The following is a 16,773-nucleotide window of genomic DNA, read 5'->3' as shown; positions in this document are numbered from 1 at the left end:
CGCTAGGCCGTGCGCAGGAAGCGGTCGAGGACACGGACGCCGAAGTGCAGCGCCTCTACGGGGACCCGCTCGTCGACTCCATGGAAGAGGGCCTGGTAGTCGAAGCCCTCGGGGAGCTTCAGCGGGGCGAAGCCGTAGCCGGTGATACCGAGCCGCGAGAACTGCTTGGCGTCCGTGCCGCCGGACATGCAGTACGGCACCACGTGCCCCTCGGGCGCGAACTCCTCGACGGCGGCACGCATCCCGGCGTACGTCGGCGAGTCCACGGGCGACTGGAGGGCCACCTCACGATGGTGGAACTCCCAGTCCACGTCCGGTCCGGTGAGCCGGTCGAGCGTCGCACGGAACTCGTCCTCGGTGCCGGGAAGATACCGCCCGTCGACATACGCGACGGCCTCCCCCGGGATCACGTTGACCTTGTAACCAGCGTCCAGCATCGTCGGGTTGGCGCTGTTGCGTACGGTGGCCTCGACCAGCTTGGCCGCGGGGCCGAGCTTCGCCAGCAGTCCGTCCACGTCGTCGAGGTCGGCCTCGATGCCGTACAGCGCGGCGAGTTCGGTCAGGGCCGCGCCGACGGTCGGGGTCAGCCGGAGGGGCCATTCGTGGTCGCCGATCCGGGCAATGGCGGCGGCAAGGCGCGTCACCGCGTTCTCCCGGTTCACCTTGGAGCCGTGTCCGGCCCGTCCGCGCGCGGTCAGCTTCAGCCAGCCGGTACCGCGCTCACCCGCGGCGACGGGGTAGATCTGGCGCCCGCTGCCGTCATGGAAGGTGAAGGCCCCCGACTCGCTGATGCCTTCCGTGCAGCCCTCGAAGAGTCCCGGGTGCTCGTCGGCGAGGAACCCGGAGCCGTCCTCGGCGCTCGCCTCCTCGTCGGCCGTGAAGGCGATGACGAGGTCCCGCCGGGGCCGTACGCCCTCCCGTGCCCAGGCCCGCACGACCGCGAGGATCATCGCGTCCATGTTCTTCATGTCGACCGCGCCGCGTCCCCACACGACGCCGTCACGGATCTCCCCGGAGAACGGGTGCACGCTCCAGTCGGCGGCTTCGGCGGGCACGACGTCCAGGTGCCCGTGCACGAGCAGCGCGTCGGCGGAAGGGTCCGTGCCCTCGATGCGGGCGACGACGTTCGTACGGCCCCTGGTCCGCTCCAGGAGCGTGGGCTCCAGGCCCGCCCCGGCCAGCTGCTCCGCCGCGTACTCGGCGGCGGGCCGCTCCTGACAGTCGCCGCCCCCTCGGTTGGTGGTGTCGATGCGGATGAGGTCGGAGGTGAACCGGACGACCTCGTCCAGCGCCTGCCGGTCAGCCATACTGCTCCTCCACTGCGGCCGAGACGATCGTGGTGACCGCCTTGAAGGTACGGATCCCCTCATACATGGTGCCGCTGGTGTACGCCACCTTCCGCTCGCCGATCCGGTCCACGCCCGGCACGACGGTCGCGGCCTGCGCCAGATGCTCGGCGTCGAACTCCAGGGCGACGGTGAAAGGGCCCCCTGCGACGGGTTCATGACGGATCGCCAGCGCCGCCGCCTCCTTGGCCGCCGCCCGGATGTCCGCCGCCGTCCTGCCCGGCGTACGGCACACGGCCGCGTACCGCGACACATGGTCCTTGACGGCGACCTTCAGCGCCTCAGGGGCGTACCCGAGCGCGTCCTCGCAGGCCACGTCGTCACCGGTGACGAGGACGACCGGCACGCCGTACTCGGCGACAACATACGCGTTGAGCAGCCCCTCGCTCGCCCGCACGTCGTTCAGCCACACCCCGGTGATGGAGTTGGCGAGGTAGGTGTGCGCGAGGACGCCCTCCATGCCGGCGCCCGCGTGATAGCCGACGAACGCGATGCCGTCCACGTCGTCGTGCTGCACGCCCTCCACCATGGAGAGGGACTTGTGCCGCCCCGTGAGCATCTGCGCGCGCTCGTCGAGTTGCTCCAGCAGCAGATTGCGCATCGTCCAGTGGGCTTCGTTGATCAGCACTTCATCCGCGCCGCCGTCGAAGAAGCCGAGCAAGGCGGCGTTGACATCCGAGGTGAACATCGACCGGCACCGCTCCCACTGCGGTGTCCCCGGCAGCACATCGGCCGGCCAGGTGACGCCCGTGGCGCCCTCCATGTCGGCGCTGATGAGGATCTTCATGCCGCCCCACGCTACGCGCCGGGTTCCCGGGCGGCCAGCAGCAGCACCGTCGTACTCTCCGGCAGTGACGTCCACACCTTCCGCCACGGATGCCGTGCCGGTGGCCATAGAAGCGGCGGCCGTCTTCGCCGTCGTGGGCGTGGGCTGCGCGGTGGTGCTGTGGGCGTCCGCCTACCACTTGGCCGTACGCGGCTGAACCGCCGCCCCGACGCCCGCACCGTCAGGCCGTACGCCCCGCCAACAGCCACTTCGACGGCAGCTCGATCCGGGTGCCGTCGGGTGCGAGCTCCGTGGTGATCAGGGGAAGGTCACCGCTCGCCAGGACCGTGAGCCCGGCCGCGTGCAGATACACGGGCACCGCGTCGTCGGCGACCTCGCCGGGCGCGATGCCGTGCCGGAAGACCGGGGCCAGCTTGGGCGGCGGGCCCGCGGGGCTCTGCGCGAGGCCCATGAGGACGGGCCGGGCGGCTTCGGAGAGTTCGACGAGGAAGGCCCGGCCGCGCTCCCCGACGAGCGTGGCGAGACCGTCGACCAGCGACTGCCGGTCGTCGGGTTCGGCCTGGTGGAGTACGCCTCGCAGATAGACGTTGGCGTCGCCGAGCTCCGCGTGCAGGGCCCCCGCCTCGGTCTTCTCGCAGGCGTCCAGCAGCCGGTACGTCGCCTGCCCGGCGGGATCGGCGCGCCGGGCGTGGTCGAGGGCCGCCTCGGACAGGTCGGCGCCGATGACGTGCGGGAAGCGGTCGGCGAGGAACCGTGTCTGGCTGCCGTTGCCGCAGCCGAGGTCCACCATCGGCAGGTTGGGGTCGGGCAGCTGCGGCTCGAAGATCGCCAGATGGACGCCCACGGTCAGCGTGGGTTCCGCGTCCCAGAACACGGCCCCCTGCTCCTCGGGGGCCTCCTGCCAAAAGCCCTCCCAGGCCTCCCGATACCGACTCGTCACGCTCATGCCCAACTCCCCAGGATGCAACACGGCTGCCCGCCGCAGTTGACGGGCCAGTACGGTGTATCGCGCCCCGGTCATGACGACAAGCGCGTGGCGCATACCTTCACGGCCCATTCGATGGGCGTGCGCTCGCGCACGCCCTAAAGGGGCGCGGGGCTGCATCTATATGCGGCTCCGCCGCGTGGGCGCGACCAGCCACGACGGCGCCGCAGACGCCCCACGACCCAGCGCGGCACTCACCTCACAGCACTCCCAGCGGAGCGTCGTGGCAGTGTCAGCTCGAACCAGACGGTCTTGCCGGCTTTCGTCCGGCTGGTGCCCCACTCCCGGGCGAGCGTGCTGATCACGCGCAGACCGCGTCCGAACTCGTCCCCGGGACCCGTGTTCAGCAGGGTCGGCAGTTCGTGGTCGTCGTCGTCCACCTCGCACAGCAGGGTGTCGCCGCGGACCAGGCGCAGCTCGATCGGACGGCTGTGGGAGTGCCGTACGGCATTGGTGACCAGCTCACTGACCATCAGCGCGGTGAGGTCGGCGAGCCCCGCGAGGCCCCAGTCGTGGAGCTGTTCGCGCACGGCGGCACGCGCCCGGCCGACCTCGAGCGGGTCGAGGGAGAGCCGCCATTCGGCCACGTCGTCCGGCTCGATGCCGTTGAGGCGGGACATCAGCAGCGCCACGTCGTCCTTGCGGCCGCCACGGGTGTTGAGAGCTCGGATGATGGTGTCGCAGGCGTCGTCCATGGACGCGGCCGGGTGGGCGGCCGACTCGCACAGGGTCGCGAGTCCTACGCCGATGTCCTCGCCGCGTACCTCGACCAGGCCGTCGGTGCACATCACCAGCCGGTCGCCCGGCTCCACGCGCACGCGTACCGACTCGAAGGGCACCCCGCCGACGCCGATGGGCGCGCCGGTCGGCAGGTCGAGCAGCTCGCTGCGCCCGTTCTCGGCGCGCACCAGCACCGGCGGGATGTGGCCCGCGTTGGCGAGGTGCAGCTCGCTCGCGATCGGGTCATAGACCGCGTACAGACAGGTCGCGAGGTAGGTGTCGCCGAGGCGCTGGGCGAGGTCGTCGAGGTTGCGCAGCAGCTGGGCGGGCGGCAGGTCGAGGGCGGCCATGGTCTGTACGGCCGTACGCAACTGGCCCATCATCGCGGCGGAGTTGAGGCCGTGGCCCATGACGTCGCCGACGACGAGGGCGGTGCGGGCGCCGGGCAGTTTCACGGAGTCGAACCAGTCGCCGCCGACCCGGCCGAGGAGGGTTCCCGGCAGATAGCGGGTGGCGATGTCGCAGCCCGCCATGCGCGGCGGGATCTGCGGCAGCATGCTGTCCTGGAGGGTCTCGGCGACGCTCTCCTGGTAGGTGTACATGCGCGCGTTGTCGAGCACCAGGCCCGCGCGGGCGGCGAGTTCGGCGCCGGTGACCCGGTCCATGTCGTTGAACTCGACGCGCTCCGGGTGGCGCAGCAGGATCATGAAGCCGAGGACGACATTGCGGGCCTTCAGCGGTACGACCAGCATGGAGCGGCCGGTGATCAGCGGCCGGATGTCGCGCTTCTCGAACTGCGAGGCGATGGCGTGCCCCAACTGCTCGCTGATACGCGGTACGAGGACGGGCTCACCGCTGGTCATGCACTGGAAGAACGGCGTGTGCGCCGGGAACGGCATGGCCTCCCCGACCGGCACGACGTCGTCCCAGCGGCCGGGTTCGTCGGTGTGCTCCAGGGCGACCCGGTGCCACATGGTCGTCGTGTCCGGCACGCCGTCCGGGAACCCCTCGCCGGCGACGACCTGTTCGCGCAGGTAGGTGCCGGCGACGTCGGTGAAGCGGGGCACGACGGCCCGGCTGACCTCGATGATGGTCTTCGCCAGGTCGAGCGAGGTGCCGATGCGGCCGCTGACCTCGTTGAGGAACTCCAGGCGTTCGCGTACGGCGGTGTACTCGAGGTCCTCGCCCTCGTCGGTGATCTCCTGCGGCACGGGCAGGCCTTCGGCCCGCGCCCGCGCGGCCCGCTCGCGGCGTGCCTTGCGCTCGGCCCGCCGGGGCACGCCCCAGTCGGGGGTGACGGGCACCCGGTCGTTCTGGCTGAACTCCAGGACGGGATAGCCCAGTTCAAGGATCTGCGCGACGATCCGGGCGCCCTCGCCGACGCTCATGCTGGGCAGGATCTCGGGAAGTCGGCGGGCGAGTTCCTCGGCGCCGGGGAAGTCGGTGTGCAGGGCGAAGCCGGGGGCGATCCGCTCGAAGACCGCGTCCTCGTCGTCGTGGTGCAGGCCGGCCGCATCGGCCGCCAGGACCAGCAGCTTCTCCCGTCCCGGGCCCACCAGGGGGTACGCCCACCACAGGACGTCGGCCCGGTCGTCCTGGGTCACCGAGAGGCGGGCGCGGCCCGCGGCCGGGTAGGACAGCCGCCCGTCGAGGGAGGACTCGAGATCGGGTCCGAGTCCGTCGTACGCCGCCACGTAGGCCCCGTACGGCGTGACGTCCTCCTCGTCGGGCAGGGCGCCGGAGACGGGGAGCAGGTCGAGCACGGGACGTCCGATCGCGTCCTCCTTGGCGGCGCCGAACAGCCGCCGTGCGCCCCTGCTCCAGTGCGAGACCAGGCCGTCGCGGTCGACCACGACCACGGCCAGGGGGATACGTCCGGCCGCGGCGGACTCCACCGCGGCGTCCACGACTCCGCGGCTGGGAGGTACGTCCCTCTCGGTGCCACGGTCCATGCCCCAGGCCCTCTCTCCCCACGGCTCCGCAAGATCTGTGCCGCCGTGACCACCGTACGGCGGTGACCGCTCACGATGTGCGGCAATACGGGAATTGGTGCCGCGGGGGCGCTCCGGCGCGCACACGCGCGCCGGGGGGTTGGGGGCTCAGTCCTCGTGCCCCAGCTGGAGGTCCCGCTCCGTCCGTCCGCCGCCCGCCATTTGGAGCACGGTGGCGACGGGCGGATATCCGGCGGCGATGACCGTGTACTCGCCGCTCGACAGATCCACGAACCGGAACGTTCCGTCGGATCCGGTCGTCAGCGTGTCCACGACGTTGCCCGCGGCGTCGAGCAGCGTCACGCGCGCGTCCTCGACGGGCCTCCCGCCGCTCGCGCGCACGGTGCCGCGCAGCACGGCCCCGCCGGCGAGTTCGATGTCCTGGCGGGTCTCCCGGGCGGCCTGGACGGTGACGGGCAGCGCGGTGGGCCGGAACGCGGGCGCGCTGGCCGCGAGGGTGTACTCCCCGGCGACCAGCTCGCCGATGACGTACCCGCCCTCGCGTCCGCTGCGGGTGCTGGCCACCACCTCGCCGTGCACGTTGGTCAGCGTGACGGTGGCGTCCCGCACCGGCGTGCCGTCGGCGGTGAGCACGCTCCCGGCGAGCCGTCCGGCGCCGCCGAGGACGACGTCCAGGTCGACGGGCCGTTCGCCGACGGTCACGGAGACGGCCTGCGGCTGGTGGCCGCCCGCCGCGGCGATCAGGACGTACGACCCCGACCCGGGCGTGGAGAGCGCGTACCGCCCGTCCTCGCCGCTCGCGCCCCGTCCGATCTGCTGTCCGGAGACATCGATGAGCGTGAGTGCCGCACGCGGGACGACGGTCCCGTCGGGGTGCTGCACCGTGCCGCAGACCGGGATGCCGGCGGCGTACGGCGAACGGGCGTGCGGGATGGGGGCGTTCACGTACGAGGGCTCCGTCTCGGTGGCGGGGGCGTTGTGGGACACCAGAGGTTTCTCCTTGAGGAAGAAGGCGATCAGCAGGCCCAGGACGAGCACCGGCACCAGGTAGAGGAAGATCCGCGGCATGGCCTCGGCGTAGGCACCGATGTAGGCGTCGCGCAGCTCCGGCGGCAACGCGTGGACGAGCTGCGGGGTGATCGACTCGGGGTCGGGCAGCCCGGCGCCCGCGTGTGCGGGGACGCGCTCGGCCAGGGAGTCGGTGAGCCGGTCCGCGAAGAGCGTGCCGAAGACGGCGGCGCCGACGCTGCCGCCGATCTGCCGGAAGTAGTTGTTGGCGCTGGTCGCGGTGCCGAGGTCGGCGGGGCGCACGGAGTTCTGCACGGCGAGGATCAGGACGGGCATCACCATGCCGATGCCGGCGCCGAGGACGGCCATCGAGATGCTGTAGTGCAGTCGGGGCGTGTCGATGTCGAGCCGGGACAGCAGCCACATGCCGACGACGGAGAGGGCGCCGCCGAGGACCGGGTGGATCTTGTAGCGGCCGGTGTGGCTGATGAGCTGTCCGGAGACGATCGAGGCGATGACGATGCCGCCCATCATGGGCAGCATCAGCAGCCCGGACTCGGTGGCACTCGCCCCGTCGACCATCTGAAGGAAGGTCGGCAGATAGCTGGCCGCGCCGAACAGCGCGACACCGACCACGAGGCCCACCAGGCCGGTGACGTTGAAGACGGAGTCCTTGAACAGCCGCAGGGGGATGAGGGGTTCGGCCGCGAAGTGCTCGGCGACCACGAAGAGCAGCGCGGCGGCCCCCGCGCCCGCGCCGAGGCCGATGATGACCCGGGAGTCCCAGGCGTACTCGGTGCCGCCCCAACTGGTCAGCAGCACAAGGCAGGTGGAGGCCGCCGCCAGCAGCAGGGAGCCGAGGACGTCCAGCCGGGGCTTGACCTGGGGCTTCGGCAGTTTCAGTACGACGGCGACGACGGCCATGGTGACCAGCCCGAAGGGCACGTTGATGTAGAAGCACCAGCGCCAGGAGAGGTGGTCGGTGAAGTAACCGCCCAGCAGCGGGCCCGCGACCGAGGCGAGGCCGAACGCGGCGCCGATCAGGCCCATGTACCGGCCGCGCTGCCGGGGCGGCACGATGTCGGCGATGATCGCCTGCACGCCGATCATGAGTCCGCCCGCGCCGACGCCCTGGACCGCGCGGTAGGCGATCAGCTGGTCCATGGTCTGGGCCCGGCCCGCGAGCGCGGAGCCGACGACGAAGACGACGATCGCGAACTGGAAGACGCTCTTGCGGCCGAGGAGGTCGCCGAGCTTGCCGTAGATCGGCAGTACGACGGTGGAGGTGAGCAGGTAGGCGGTGATCGCCCAGGACATCTTGTCCAGGCCGTGCAGCTCGCCGACGATCTTCGGGAGCGCGGTGGCGACGATCATCTGCTCCAGGGCGGCCAGGAGCAGGGCCAGCATCAGCCCGAAGAAGACCAACCGCACGCGGCGCGGGCCGAGTTCAAGGGCCTGGGCCGGTGGAGGAGCGGGGGTCCGCGGGGGCGCCACAGCCGGTTCGTGCTGCACCAGAGTCGTCCCGCCCACGTACCGCTCCCCTCGTCGCGCTGCTACACAATTCCCGCGTAAAGGCGACAACTAGGAGCAAGCGCGACGAGTTACGGCATCATGCCGGCCGATCAGGAGATCCACTCGAACCGGTGAGGCACCAACGGCCTTTGCAGACCGGCTTCTTGAGTTGCCTCTCGGCACTCGGGCTACTTCTCGACCTCGGTGGCGAGCTTGACGAGCACCGCGTCGTAGATCCGGCCGAGGCCCTTGGGCGCGAAGGTCTTCTCGAAGAAGCCGCCGACACCGCCGGCACCCTTCCAGGTGGTGGTCACGACGACCCGGGAGCTGCCCTCGCCTGCCGGGGTGACCCGCCAGGTGGTGACCATCGTGGAGTTGCGGTCCTTCTCGACGAGTTCACCGTCGGTGGGCTCGCTGACCTCCAGGAGGCAGTCGCGCACGCGCTTGCTGGTGGCCTGGAGCTTCCAGTGCACGAGGGTGCCCTCGCCGTCGCCGCCCTCACGTACCTCGTACTCGCTGAAGTGCTCGGGCAGGAGCTTCGCGCGCGTGCCGCTGTAGTCGGCGAGGGCGTCGAACACCTTCTCCGCGTCCGCCGCGACGACCCGCTCAGTAGTGGCCTCGACCTGCGCCATTGACTTCCTCCATGACCTGGTTCTTCGGGGGCGGGAGCAAGCCAACCACCCCGCTCCCCGGCCGCCCAAATCGGGGTACCCCCGGGCGTCCGAAGCGATCAGAAACTGCCCTTGCACGGTAATTCGAACACGTGTTTCAATCGGGGGGCAGTGCTACCGAGGAGGCGTCATGCGCTGGGAGAACCTCACAGTGAAGTCCGGCGGCAGCCAGACCGACGCCGCGCTGTTCGGCGCGGACTCTGTGGTCACCCGCACCTTCGACACGCCCGAGTTCCGCGGGATCACCTTCCACGAGGTGCGGGCCCGCTCGATCATCAACCGGGTGCCGGGGGTCTCCCGCATGTCCTTCGACTGGACGGTCAACCCCTACCGGGGGTGCACGCACGCGTGCGTCTACTGCTTCGCGCGCAAGACGCACAGCTATCTCGACCTCGACACGGGGATCGACTTCGACTCCCAGATCGTGGTCAAGGTGAACGCCCCGGAGCTGCTGCGCCGCCAGCTCGGCTCACGCCGCTGGCAGGGCGAGCACATCGCGATGGGCACGAACGTCGACTGCTACCAGCGGGCCGAGGGCCGGTACGGCCTGATGCCGGGCATCCTCGCCGCCCTGCGCGACCACGCGAACCCCTTCTCGATCCTGACCAAGGGCACGCTGATCCTGCGCGACCTCGAAGTGCTGAAGCAGGCTTCACAGGTGACGGACGTCGGCATCTCCGTGTCGGTCGGGTTCACCGACCCCGAACTGTGGCGCACGGTCGAGCCGGGCACGCCCGCGCCGGAGCGCCGGCTGGATGTCGTACGGACGCTGAGCGAGCACGGCATCGGGTGCGGGGTCCTGATGGCGCCGGTGCTGCCGTTCCTGAGTGACCACCCGGCCCAACTCCGGGCCACCGTACGGGCGATCGCAGCCGCCGGAGCGACCTCGGTGACGCCGCTGGTGCTGCATCTGCGGCCCGGCGCGCGCGAGTGGTTCATGGCCTGGCTGGGCCATCACCACCCGTATCTGGTGCGCCGATACGAGCGGCTGTACGCGGACGGCGCCTATGCGCCCAAGTGGTACCAGCGCCGGATCACCCGTCAGGTCCATGAACTGGCCCAGGAGTACGGCATCGGTCCCGCGGGCGGGGGCATGCCGCGGCGGATCCGGGAACCGGAGCCGGTGGGGCCGGATCTGTCCGAACCGACCCAACTTTCGCTGATTTGAGAGCGTTCTAGCGCATTCCAAGACCCTATTGGGTCAAGTCTTGCCAGAACGCGTTCTTCCGGGGGCGCTTTCCGGGACGATGCGGCGTGGACCGTGACCCTCGCGGTCCGAAAACCCTCCGTCCTGGGAGGACTCCATGAGAAAACGCGCAGCCGTGCTGTGCGGTGCCGCCGTCGTCGTGGCCGGGACCGTCACGGCCGTCCCCGCCGACGCGAGTGCCTCACGAACCGCTGACACCGCTGCCACCGCTCACGCCGCGAGACTCACGTGGAAGAAGTGCGGCACCACCGACTATCCGACGCTCCAGTGCGCGTCCCTCAAGGTGCCGCTCGACCATGCGAACCCGCACGGGCGGCAGATCACCCTCGCCCTGTCCCGCGTCCCGCACACCGCGAAGAAGTACCAGGGCCCGCTGCTGGTCAACCCCGGCGGCCCCGGCGGCAGCGGTCTGACGCTCGCCGGGTTCGTCGCTTCGTCGCTCCCCAAGGCGGTCGCGGCACAGTACGACGTCATCGGCTTCGACCCGCGCGGGGTGGGCGCGAGCAAGCCCGCCCTCGACTGCCAGCCCGGCTACTTCAACCCCGTGCGCCCGGACTCGGTGCCGAGCACACGGGCGATCGAGAAGGCCAACCTCGTCCGCGCGAAGTCCTTCGCCAAGGCCTGTGGCGAGAAGTACGCGGATGTACTGCCGTACATCAACACGATCAGCGCCGTACAGGACATGGACGCGATCCGCGGCGCCCTGGGCGCGAAGCAGATCAACTACTTCGGCTACTCCTACGGCACCTATCTGGGCGCGGTCTACGGAAAGCTCTACCCGGAGCGGGTACGGCGCCTGGTCCTGGACTCGATCGTCGACCCCACGGGCGTCTGGTACGAGGACAACATCGCCCAGGACTACGCCTTCAACGACCGTCACCAGGCGTTCATGGCGTGGGTCGCCAAGTACGACTCGACGTACAAGCTCGGCACCGACCCGGCCAGGATCGAGGCCAAGTGGTACGCGATGCGGGCCGCGCTGGCCAAGAAGCCGGCCGGCGGCAAGGTGGGCGCCTCCGAACTCGAGGACACCTTCCTCCCGGGCGGCTACTACAACGGCTACTGGCCCTACCTCGCCGAGGCGTTCGCGGCCTACGTGAACGACAAGAACGCCGACCCGTTGGTCGAGGCGTACGAGAACTTCGCCGCGATCGACCCCGCGGGAGACAACGGCTACAGCATCTACACCTCGGTGCAGTGCCGTGACGCCGACTGGCCGGGCGACTGGAACCAGTGGCGCAAGGACAACTGGGCGGTGTACGAGAAGGCGCCGTTCATGACCTGGAACAACGCCTGGTACAACGCGCCGTGCGCATTCTGGCCGACGGACTCGCTGGACCCGGTGAACGTCGCCAACGGCAAGCTGCCGCCGGCGCTGCTGTTCCAGGCGACCGACGACGCCGCCACCCCGTACGAGGGCGGCGCCACGGTCCACCGTCTGCTGCGCGGCTCCAGCCTGGTGGTCGAGCAGGGTGGCGGGAACCACGGCATCTCGCTGAGCGGGAACGCCTGTCTGGACAAGTACCTGGCGGCGTATCTGACCGACGGCACGGTGCCGCGCGGCAGCGGTGAGGCCGACGCGGTGTGCGCCGCGCTGCCCGATCCGGAACCGCTGAGCTCGACGGCGTCGACATCGTCGTCTTCACGCGGCTCGACACTGCACGGCTTGGTCGGCTTCCGCGGCTGAGTACACCGTCGGGGGCGGGGAGTTGTCAGACCCATGGTCCACCATGGACGCATGACCGATCTGACCAGGATTCCCGCCCCCGACGGGGTCGCCGCCGCCGCGCAGTACTCGCACGTCGTCATGGGCACCGGCCGTTTCGTCGCGGTCTCCGGCCAACTCGCCCTGGACGAGGACGGCAAGCTGATCGGCGAGGGCGCCCCGGCCGCCCAGGCCCACCAGATCTTCGAGAACCTCCGCCGCTGCCTGGCCGCCGCCTCCGCCGTACAGGTCGCCTCCCTGGTCCGACCCGAATTCCTGATGGAAATCGAGGCGTTCGCGGTACTCCCCTCGTGACCGACCTGCACATACGGGAGATGGGGCTCACCGACTGCGACCGCGTGGCGGAGATCCGGATCCGTGGCTGGCAGACCGCGTACCGGGGACTGATGCCCCAGTCGTACCTCGACGGGCTGAGCGCCGAAGAGGACGCCGAGCGCCGCCGCACGCGCTTCACGCAGAGCGAGGCCGGTGTGGTGAACCTCGTCGCCGACCGCGCCGGCGAGACCGCGGGCTGGGCCTGCCACGGCCCCTACCGGAACGGTGAAGTCCGCACCGAGGACGTCGAGTTGTACGCGCTCTACGTGGACTCCGAGTCCTTCGGCCACGGCATCGGGCAGGCCCTGCTCCAGGAGTCGGTGCGGCGGTGCGCGGCCGCCGGGCACCGGCGCATGCTTCTCTGGGTCCTCAAGGGCAACGCCCGTGCGCGGCACTTCTACGAGCGGGCGGGGTTTCGCGCGGACGGTGCCGAGGAGTCCTTCGTGGTGGCCGGCGTCGTGGTCCCCGAGGTGCGGTACGCAAGGGAGTTGGCGTGATCTGCTGACCGCTCACCCCTGCTCGGGAATCCGCGTCAGCGCCCGCATCGCCGCTTCCGCGAGTGCCGGATGTGCGAGGGCCTCCTTGAGGACGGGTCTCGCTCGGGTGTCGCCGAGCGCGCCGAGGCCCTCCACGCAGGCGAGGGCGACCTTGCGGTAGGGGTCGTGCGGGCGGAGCCGTCGCTCCAGGGTGGTGATGAGCGCGGGTGCGGACTCGGGTGCGCGCAGCTCGACCAGGAGCCGGACGGGGTGCAGGGCGTAGGCCACGCGCAGTTCGTTGGTGGCCAGGGCCGCGGCCGCCCGGGCCGTACGGGGATCGCCGAGACGGGCGAGGGCGTGCGCGGCCGCGGCGCAACGCTGCGGGTCACGGTGGTTGAGGAGGAGGACAAGAGCCTCGAAAGCCCGGCAGTCACCGGCCAGCCCCAGCCGGAAGGCCGCCAACTCCCTGGCCCACAGCGGCTGCCCCGGCGCGGTGAGGACACCCGCCAGTTCATCGAGGTCCTCGGTCGCCACGACATGCTCGTACGCCGCCGACGCCCCCGACTCCCGCCGTAAGCGCTCCGTGACTGATCGCAACTCTTCGTCCATGAGGCCGAGAGTAGACGGGCCGCCACCGGGCCGGGACCTACATCACAAACTCGGGGGCTGGCGCGCTCGTTACCCGCGAGTTAAGCTCAATCGAGCGAGTTACCACTCGTGGACTTGCTTACGACGGCCTGGTGACGCAGCCGTCGAAGGGGGTCCCTCCCACGCCTTTAAGGCAGTGGGGGCGCTGGTCGGTTCGGTACTTCGCGTACCTCAGTACGACTCGGCTCCGGGACAGAGCCGGTCGATCCGCCGTTCTCCGGGCGTGTGCACGCCCGCGGTGACGGCACCGGGCGTGTGCGCTCGCAGCCCGGCAACACCCGCACTCCTCACCCGGCAACCGGCGTGCGCCTCCTGGCGCACCCGGTCGCGCTCCCAGTCGTCACCCTCATTCCTGGAGTCCCGCGATGGCCACTCCCCTGTCCGACACCCCTCTGTCCCCGCTCAAGACCATTGCCGTCGTCGGCCTCGGCACGATGGGCACCGGCATCGCCGAGGTCCTCGCCAAGGCCGGCCGCGAGGTCGTCGGTATCGACATCAGCGAGGCCGCGGCGGCCCGTTCCGTCGCCGCCCTGGAGTCCTCGACCGCCCGTGCCCTGGAGCGCGGCCGGCTGACCGAGCAGGAGCGCACCGGCATTCTGGCCCGCGTCCGCACCTCCACCGACCTACGGGCCGCGGCCGACGCGGACCTGGTCATCGAGGTGGCTCCGGAGTCGTACGAGATCAAGCAGCAGATCTTCCGCGAGCTGGACGGGATCGTCCGGCCCGAGACGATCCTGGCGACCGGCACCAACGCCCTCTCCGTCACCCGGCTGGCCGCCGACTCGGCCCACCCGGAGCGCGTGCTGGGCCTGCACTTCTTCAACCCGGCCCCGGCCATGCGCTTGGTCGAGGTCGTCTCGTCCGTGCTGACCGCGCCCACCGCCGTCACCGCGGTCACGCACCTGGCCCTGGACCTCGGCAAGGAGCCCGTCGCGGTCGGCGACCGTCCCGGATTCGTCGCGGACGGGCTGCTGTTCGGCTACCTCAACCAGGCCGCCGCGATGTACGAGGCCAAGTACGCCTCCCGCGAGGACATCGACGCCGCGATGAAGCTCGGCTGCGGGCTGCCGATGGGCCCGCTCGCCCTGCTCGACCTGATCGGCATCGACACCGCCCGCACGGTGATGGAAGCCATGTACGCCGCCTCCCACGACCGGCTGCACGCCCCCGCCCCGATCCTCAAGCAGCTGAGCGAGGCGGGCCTGACGGGCCGCAAGACGGGCCGCGGCTTCTACACCTACGAGGCTCCGGGCAGCGCGACCGTCGTGCGGGACGCGCTCACCCCGCCGGCCGGCGGTCCGGACACCCCCGGCCGCCCCGTCCGCTCCGTCGGTGTCGCGGGCTCCGGCACCATGGCGTCCGGTATCGCGGAGGTCTTCGCGAAGGCCGGGTACGAGGTCGTCCTCGCCGCCCGCAGCGAGGAGAAGGCGCAGGTCGCCAAGGCCCGTATCGGCAAGTCGCTTTCGCGGTCTGTCGACAAGGGCCGGATGACCGCGGAGGTGGCCGCGCAGACCCTGGACCGGATCACCGCCGTCGGCTCCTACGACTCCTTCGCCGACGTCGATCTGGCCGTCGAGGCGATCGCCGAGGACCTGGAGATCAAGCAGCAGCTGTTCGCGACGCTGGACAAGGTGTGCAAGCCGGGCGCGGTCCTCGCGACGACGACGTCCTCGCTGCCGGTCGTCGCCTGCGCCCGCGCGACCTCGCGTCCGCAGGACGTGATCGGCATGCACTTCTTCAACCCGGCACCGGCGATGAAGCTGGTCGAGGTGGTCCGTACGGTGTTGACGGCCGAGGACGTCCACTCAACGGTTCACGAGGTCTGCGTCAAGATCAAGAAGCATGCCGTGGACTGTGGCGACCGAGCTGGATTCATCGTCAATGCGTTGCTTTTCCCGTACCTCAACAACGCGATCAAGATGGTGCAGGAGCACTATGCATCTCTTGACGACATTGACGCGGCGATGAAGCTGGGCGGTGGCTACCCCATGGGCCCCTTCGAGCTGCTCGACGTCGTCGGCCTGGATGTCTCGCTGGCCATCGAGAAGGTCCTGCACCGCGAGTTCCGCGACCCGGGGCTCGCGCCGGCACCCCTCCTGGAGCACCTGGTGGCCGCGGGCTGCCTCGGCCGCAAGACGGGCCGCGGCTTCCGCGAATATGCCCGGCGCTGATCGTCCCGGCGACTGGTTCAGGGACGCCGAGGACTGGGGCGGCCTGCTCGATCCCGCCGCGGTTCCCCCGCCCGTCCAGGGCGGGGGAACCGCGGGCGGGACGGGCGGGGGAAACCAGGGCCGGGCGGGCGGGAGAAACCAGGGACATGCGCATCGAGCTGCGCACATGCAGTACGTTCGGGTCATGTCCCAGCCCGCCAAGTCCTCACGTACACCAGCTACGCCCGAAGCGCCGGAGAGTGCAGCAGGCAGCCGCGCGGCCGCCCAGCGGCTCAAGATGCGCCGTGAATTGGCGGCCGCGGCGATGGAGCTGTTCGCGACCAAGGGGTACGAGGCGACCACCGTCGACGAGATCGCGGCGCAGGCCGGGGTCGCCCGACGTACGTTCTTCCGGCACTTCCGCTCCAAGGAAGAGGCGATCTTCCCCGACCACGACGACACGTTGATCCGGGCCGAGGCGGTACTCAACGCCGCCCCGGCGCACGAGCATCCGCTCGACACGGTGTGCCGCGGGATCAAGGAAGTCATGCGGATGTACGCGGCCCGGCCGGAGATCTCGGTCGCCCGCTACAAGCTGACGCGCGAGGTGCCGACGCTGCGCGAGGCGGAGATCGCGTCGGTGGCCCGCTACGAGCGGCTGTTCACCCGCTATCTCCTCGGCCACTTCGACGAGCACGCGCACGACGACGACGCCAACGACGACCCGCTGCTGGCGGAGGTCGCCGCGTCCGCCGTGGTCACCGCGCACAACCATGTGCTGCGGCGCTGGCTGCGGGCCGGGGCCCAGGGAGACGTCGAGGCACAGCTGGACCACGCCTTCGCGATCGTACGGAAGACGTTCGGCACGGGCATCGGGGCGGGGCGCACCACGACCCCGCAGGCGGCCGCGGCGACGGTCTCCACGCAGGGCGAGGTACTGGTGACGGTCGCCCGTACGGACGCTCCGCTGGACGAGGTCATGCGCACCATCGAACAGGCCCTCAAGGAGCGCTGAGCCCCTTCACCACTGTGATGACGGCCACCCCACGGGGTGGCCGTTTTGGCATGTCAGAGCCCTTTTTCGAGCAGATTTCATGGGCCATTCGATCGATCATCGCTCATTTGTTACGTAAAGATTTCACCTGAGAGCAACTTCTGGCACTCAGTGCCTTGCGGGGTGACACGCGGTGTCATACGTTGAATAAGTCCGGGCGGCCGGCGTGCAGAGACCATTCGTACGTCGGCTGTCCCCGCAAGCCTCTCCGGCCTG

General features: G+C 70.5%; 14 protein-coding genes. 7 read left to right on the top strand and 7 right to left on the bottom strand.

Annotation, left to right across the window (positions count from 1 at the left end; all coding sequences use genetic code 11):
- Window positions 1–2: 2 nt before the first annotated feature.
- Entirely contained in the window at window positions 3–1,307 is a 1,305-nt protein-coding gene (locus KCH87_RS06485; RefSeq protein WP_210584882.1) for a M20/M25/M40 family metallo-hydrolase, read from the bottom strand.
- Window positions 1,300–2,133 carry a M55 family metallopeptidase gene (locus KCH87_RS06480; RefSeq protein ID WP_210584880.1) on the bottom strand — a complete coding sequence of 278 codons (834 nt, stop codon included), beginning with the start codon at window positions 2,131–2,133 and terminating at the stop codon, window positions 1,300–1,302. Before KCH87_RS06480 ends, KCH87_RS06485 begins: the two co-directional genes overlap by 8 nt.
- Before the next feature lie 64 nt (window positions 2,134–2,197).
- On the opposite strand from KCH87_RS06480, the gene KCH87_RS50030 reads away from it, so the two are divergent.
- The gene (locus KCH87_RS50030) at window positions 2,198–2,329 is read left to right on the top strand and encodes a hypothetical protein (RefSeq protein WP_282612917.1); all 132 of its coding nucleotides are present in this window, start codon (window positions 2,198–2,200) and stop codon (window positions 2,327–2,329) included.
- 24 nt (window positions 2,330–2,353) lie between these two features.
- On the opposite strand, the gene KCH87_RS06475 is transcribed toward KCH87_RS50030, so the two are convergent.
- The 4 genes from KCH87_RS06475 to KCH87_RS06460 all read right to left on the bottom strand — a co-directional run bounded on the left by KCH87_RS06475 (window position 2,354) and on the right by KCH87_RS06460 (window position 8,942).
- Window positions 2,354–3,079 (bottom strand): class I SAM-dependent methyltransferase, encoded by a 726-nt coding sequence (locus tag KCH87_RS06475; RefSeq protein WP_210584878.1) that lies wholly within the window; start codon window positions 3,077–3,079, stop codon window positions 2,354–2,356.
- Window positions 3,080–3,312: 233 nt separating this feature from the next.
- On the bottom strand, window positions 3,313–5,790 hold the full coding sequence (locus tag KCH87_RS06470; protein WP_210584877.1) for a SpoIIE family protein phosphatase: 2,478 nt from the start codon (window positions 5,788–5,790) through the stop codon (window positions 3,313–3,315).
- A gap of 147 nt (window positions 5,791–5,937) precedes the next feature.
- Window positions 5,938–8,328, bottom strand: a complete 2,391-nt coding sequence (locus KCH87_RS06465; RefSeq protein WP_210584874.1) for an MFS transporter — start codon at window positions 8,326–8,328, stop codon at window positions 5,938–5,940.
- 170 nt (window positions 8,329–8,498) lie between these two features.
- A complete protein-coding gene (locus tag KCH87_RS06460) occupies window positions 8,499–8,942 on the bottom strand; it encodes an SRPBCC family protein (protein WP_210584872.1) in 444 nt (147 codons plus the stop codon).
- Between the two features lie 169 nt (window positions 8,943–9,111).
- Between KCH87_RS06460 and KCH87_RS06455 the strand changes: the two genes are divergently transcribed.
- From KCH87_RS06455 to KCH87_RS06440, 4 genes are all read left to right on the top strand, one after another.
- A complete protein-coding gene (locus KCH87_RS06455; RefSeq protein ID WP_210584869.1) occupies window positions 9,112–10,149 on the top strand; it encodes an Rv2578c family radical SAM protein in 1,038 nt (345 codons plus the stop codon).
- Window positions 10,150–10,285: 136 nt separating this feature from the next.
- The gene (locus KCH87_RS06450; RefSeq protein ID WP_210584868.1) at window positions 10,286–11,875 is read left to right on the top strand and encodes an alpha/beta hydrolase; all 1,590 of its coding nucleotides are present in this window, start codon (window positions 10,286–10,288) and stop codon (window positions 11,873–11,875) included.
- A 51-nt stretch (window positions 11,876–11,926) separates the two neighbouring features.
- Window positions 11,927–12,208 (top strand): Rid family hydrolase, encoded by a 282-nt coding sequence (locus tag KCH87_RS06445; protein ID WP_210584866.1) that lies wholly within the window; start codon window positions 11,927–11,929, stop codon window positions 12,206–12,208.
- A gap of 20 nt (window positions 12,209–12,228) precedes the next feature.
- On the top strand, window positions 12,229–12,726 hold the full coding sequence (locus tag KCH87_RS06440) for a GNAT family N-acetyltransferase (protein ID WP_210585021.1): 498 nt from the start codon (window positions 12,229–12,231) through the stop codon (window positions 12,724–12,726).
- Between the two features lie 12 nt (window positions 12,727–12,738).
- Here KCH87_RS06440 and KCH87_RS06435 read toward each other — a convergent pair whose 3' ends face one another.
- On the bottom strand, window positions 12,739–13,314 hold the full coding sequence (locus KCH87_RS06435) for an adenylosuccinate lyase (RefSeq protein ID WP_210584863.1): 576 nt from the start codon (window positions 13,312–13,314) through the stop codon (window positions 12,739–12,741).
- A 404-nt stretch (window positions 13,315–13,718) separates the two neighbouring features.
- Here KCH87_RS06435 and KCH87_RS06430 point away from each other — a divergent pair, with 404 nt between their 5' ends.
- Together KCH87_RS06430 and KCH87_RS06425 are read left to right on the top strand one after the other, a co-directional pair.
- On the top strand, window positions 13,719–15,524 hold the full coding sequence (locus KCH87_RS06430) for a 3-hydroxyacyl-CoA dehydrogenase family protein (protein ID WP_210584861.1): 1,806 nt from the start codon (window positions 13,719–13,721) through the stop codon (window positions 15,522–15,524).
- Between the two features lie 184 nt (window positions 15,525–15,708).
- Window positions 15,709–16,518 (top strand): TetR family transcriptional regulator, encoded by an 810-nt coding sequence (locus tag KCH87_RS06425; RefSeq protein ID WP_210584860.1) that lies wholly within the window; start codon window positions 15,709–15,711, stop codon window positions 16,516–16,518.
- Window positions 16,519–16,773: the final 255 nt, after the last annotated feature.

Source organism: Streptomyces sp. GESEQ-35 (assembly GCF_017948485.1).
In the GTDB taxonomy this organism is placed as follows: Bacteria; Actinomycetota; Actinomycetes; order Streptomycetales; family Streptomycetaceae; genus Streptomyces.
This window is presented reverse-complemented; position numbering and strand designations above follow the sequence as displayed.

Excerpts from the sequence above, each read along its gene's own strand:
- KCH87_RS06470 (WP_210584877.1), bottom strand. The coding sequence starts at position 5,790 with ATGGACCGTGGCACCGAGAGGGACGTACCTCCCAGCCGCGGAGTCGTG.
- KCH87_RS06485 (WP_210584882.1), bottom strand. The coding sequence starts at position 1,307 with ATGGCTGACCGGCAGGCGCTGGACGAGGTCGTCCGGTTCACCTCCGAC.
- KCH87_RS06455 (WP_210584869.1), top strand. The coding sequence starts at position 9,112 with ATGCGCTGGGAGAACCTCACAGTGAAGTCCGGCGGCAGCCAGACCGAC.
- KCH87_RS06425 (WP_210584860.1), top strand. The coding sequence starts at position 15,709 with ATGTCCCAGCCCGCCAAGTCCTCACGTACACCAGCTACGCCCGAAGCG.
- KCH87_RS06475 (WP_210584878.1), bottom strand. The coding sequence starts at position 3,079 with ATGAGCGTGACGAGTCGGTATCGGGAGGCCTGGGAGGGCTTTTGGCAG.
- KCH87_RS06440 (WP_210585021.1), top strand. The coding sequence starts at position 12,229 with ATGGGGCTCACCGACTGCGACCGCGTGGCGGAGATCCGGATCCGTGGC.
- KCH87_RS06480 (WP_210584880.1), bottom strand. The coding sequence starts at position 2,133 with ATGAAGATCCTCATCAGCGCCGACATGGAGGGCGCCACGGGCGTCACC.
- KCH87_RS06430 (WP_210584861.1), top strand. The coding sequence starts at position 13,719 with ATGGCCACTCCCCTGTCCGACACCCCTCTGTCCCCGCTCAAGACCATT.
- KCH87_RS06450 (WP_210584868.1), top strand. The coding sequence starts at position 10,286 with ATGAGAAAACGCGCAGCCGTGCTGTGCGGTGCCGCCGTCGTCGTGGCC.
- KCH87_RS06460 (WP_210584872.1), bottom strand. The coding sequence starts at position 8,942 with ATGGCGCAGGTCGAGGCCACTACTGAGCGGGTCGTCGCGGCGGACGCG.
- KCH87_RS06435 (WP_210584863.1), bottom strand. The coding sequence starts at position 13,314 with ATGGACGAAGAGTTGCGATCAGTCACGGAGCGCTTACGGCGGGAGTCG.
- KCH87_RS06445 (WP_210584866.1), top strand. The coding sequence starts at position 11,927 with ATGACCGATCTGACCAGGATTCCCGCCCCCGACGGGGTCGCCGCCGCC.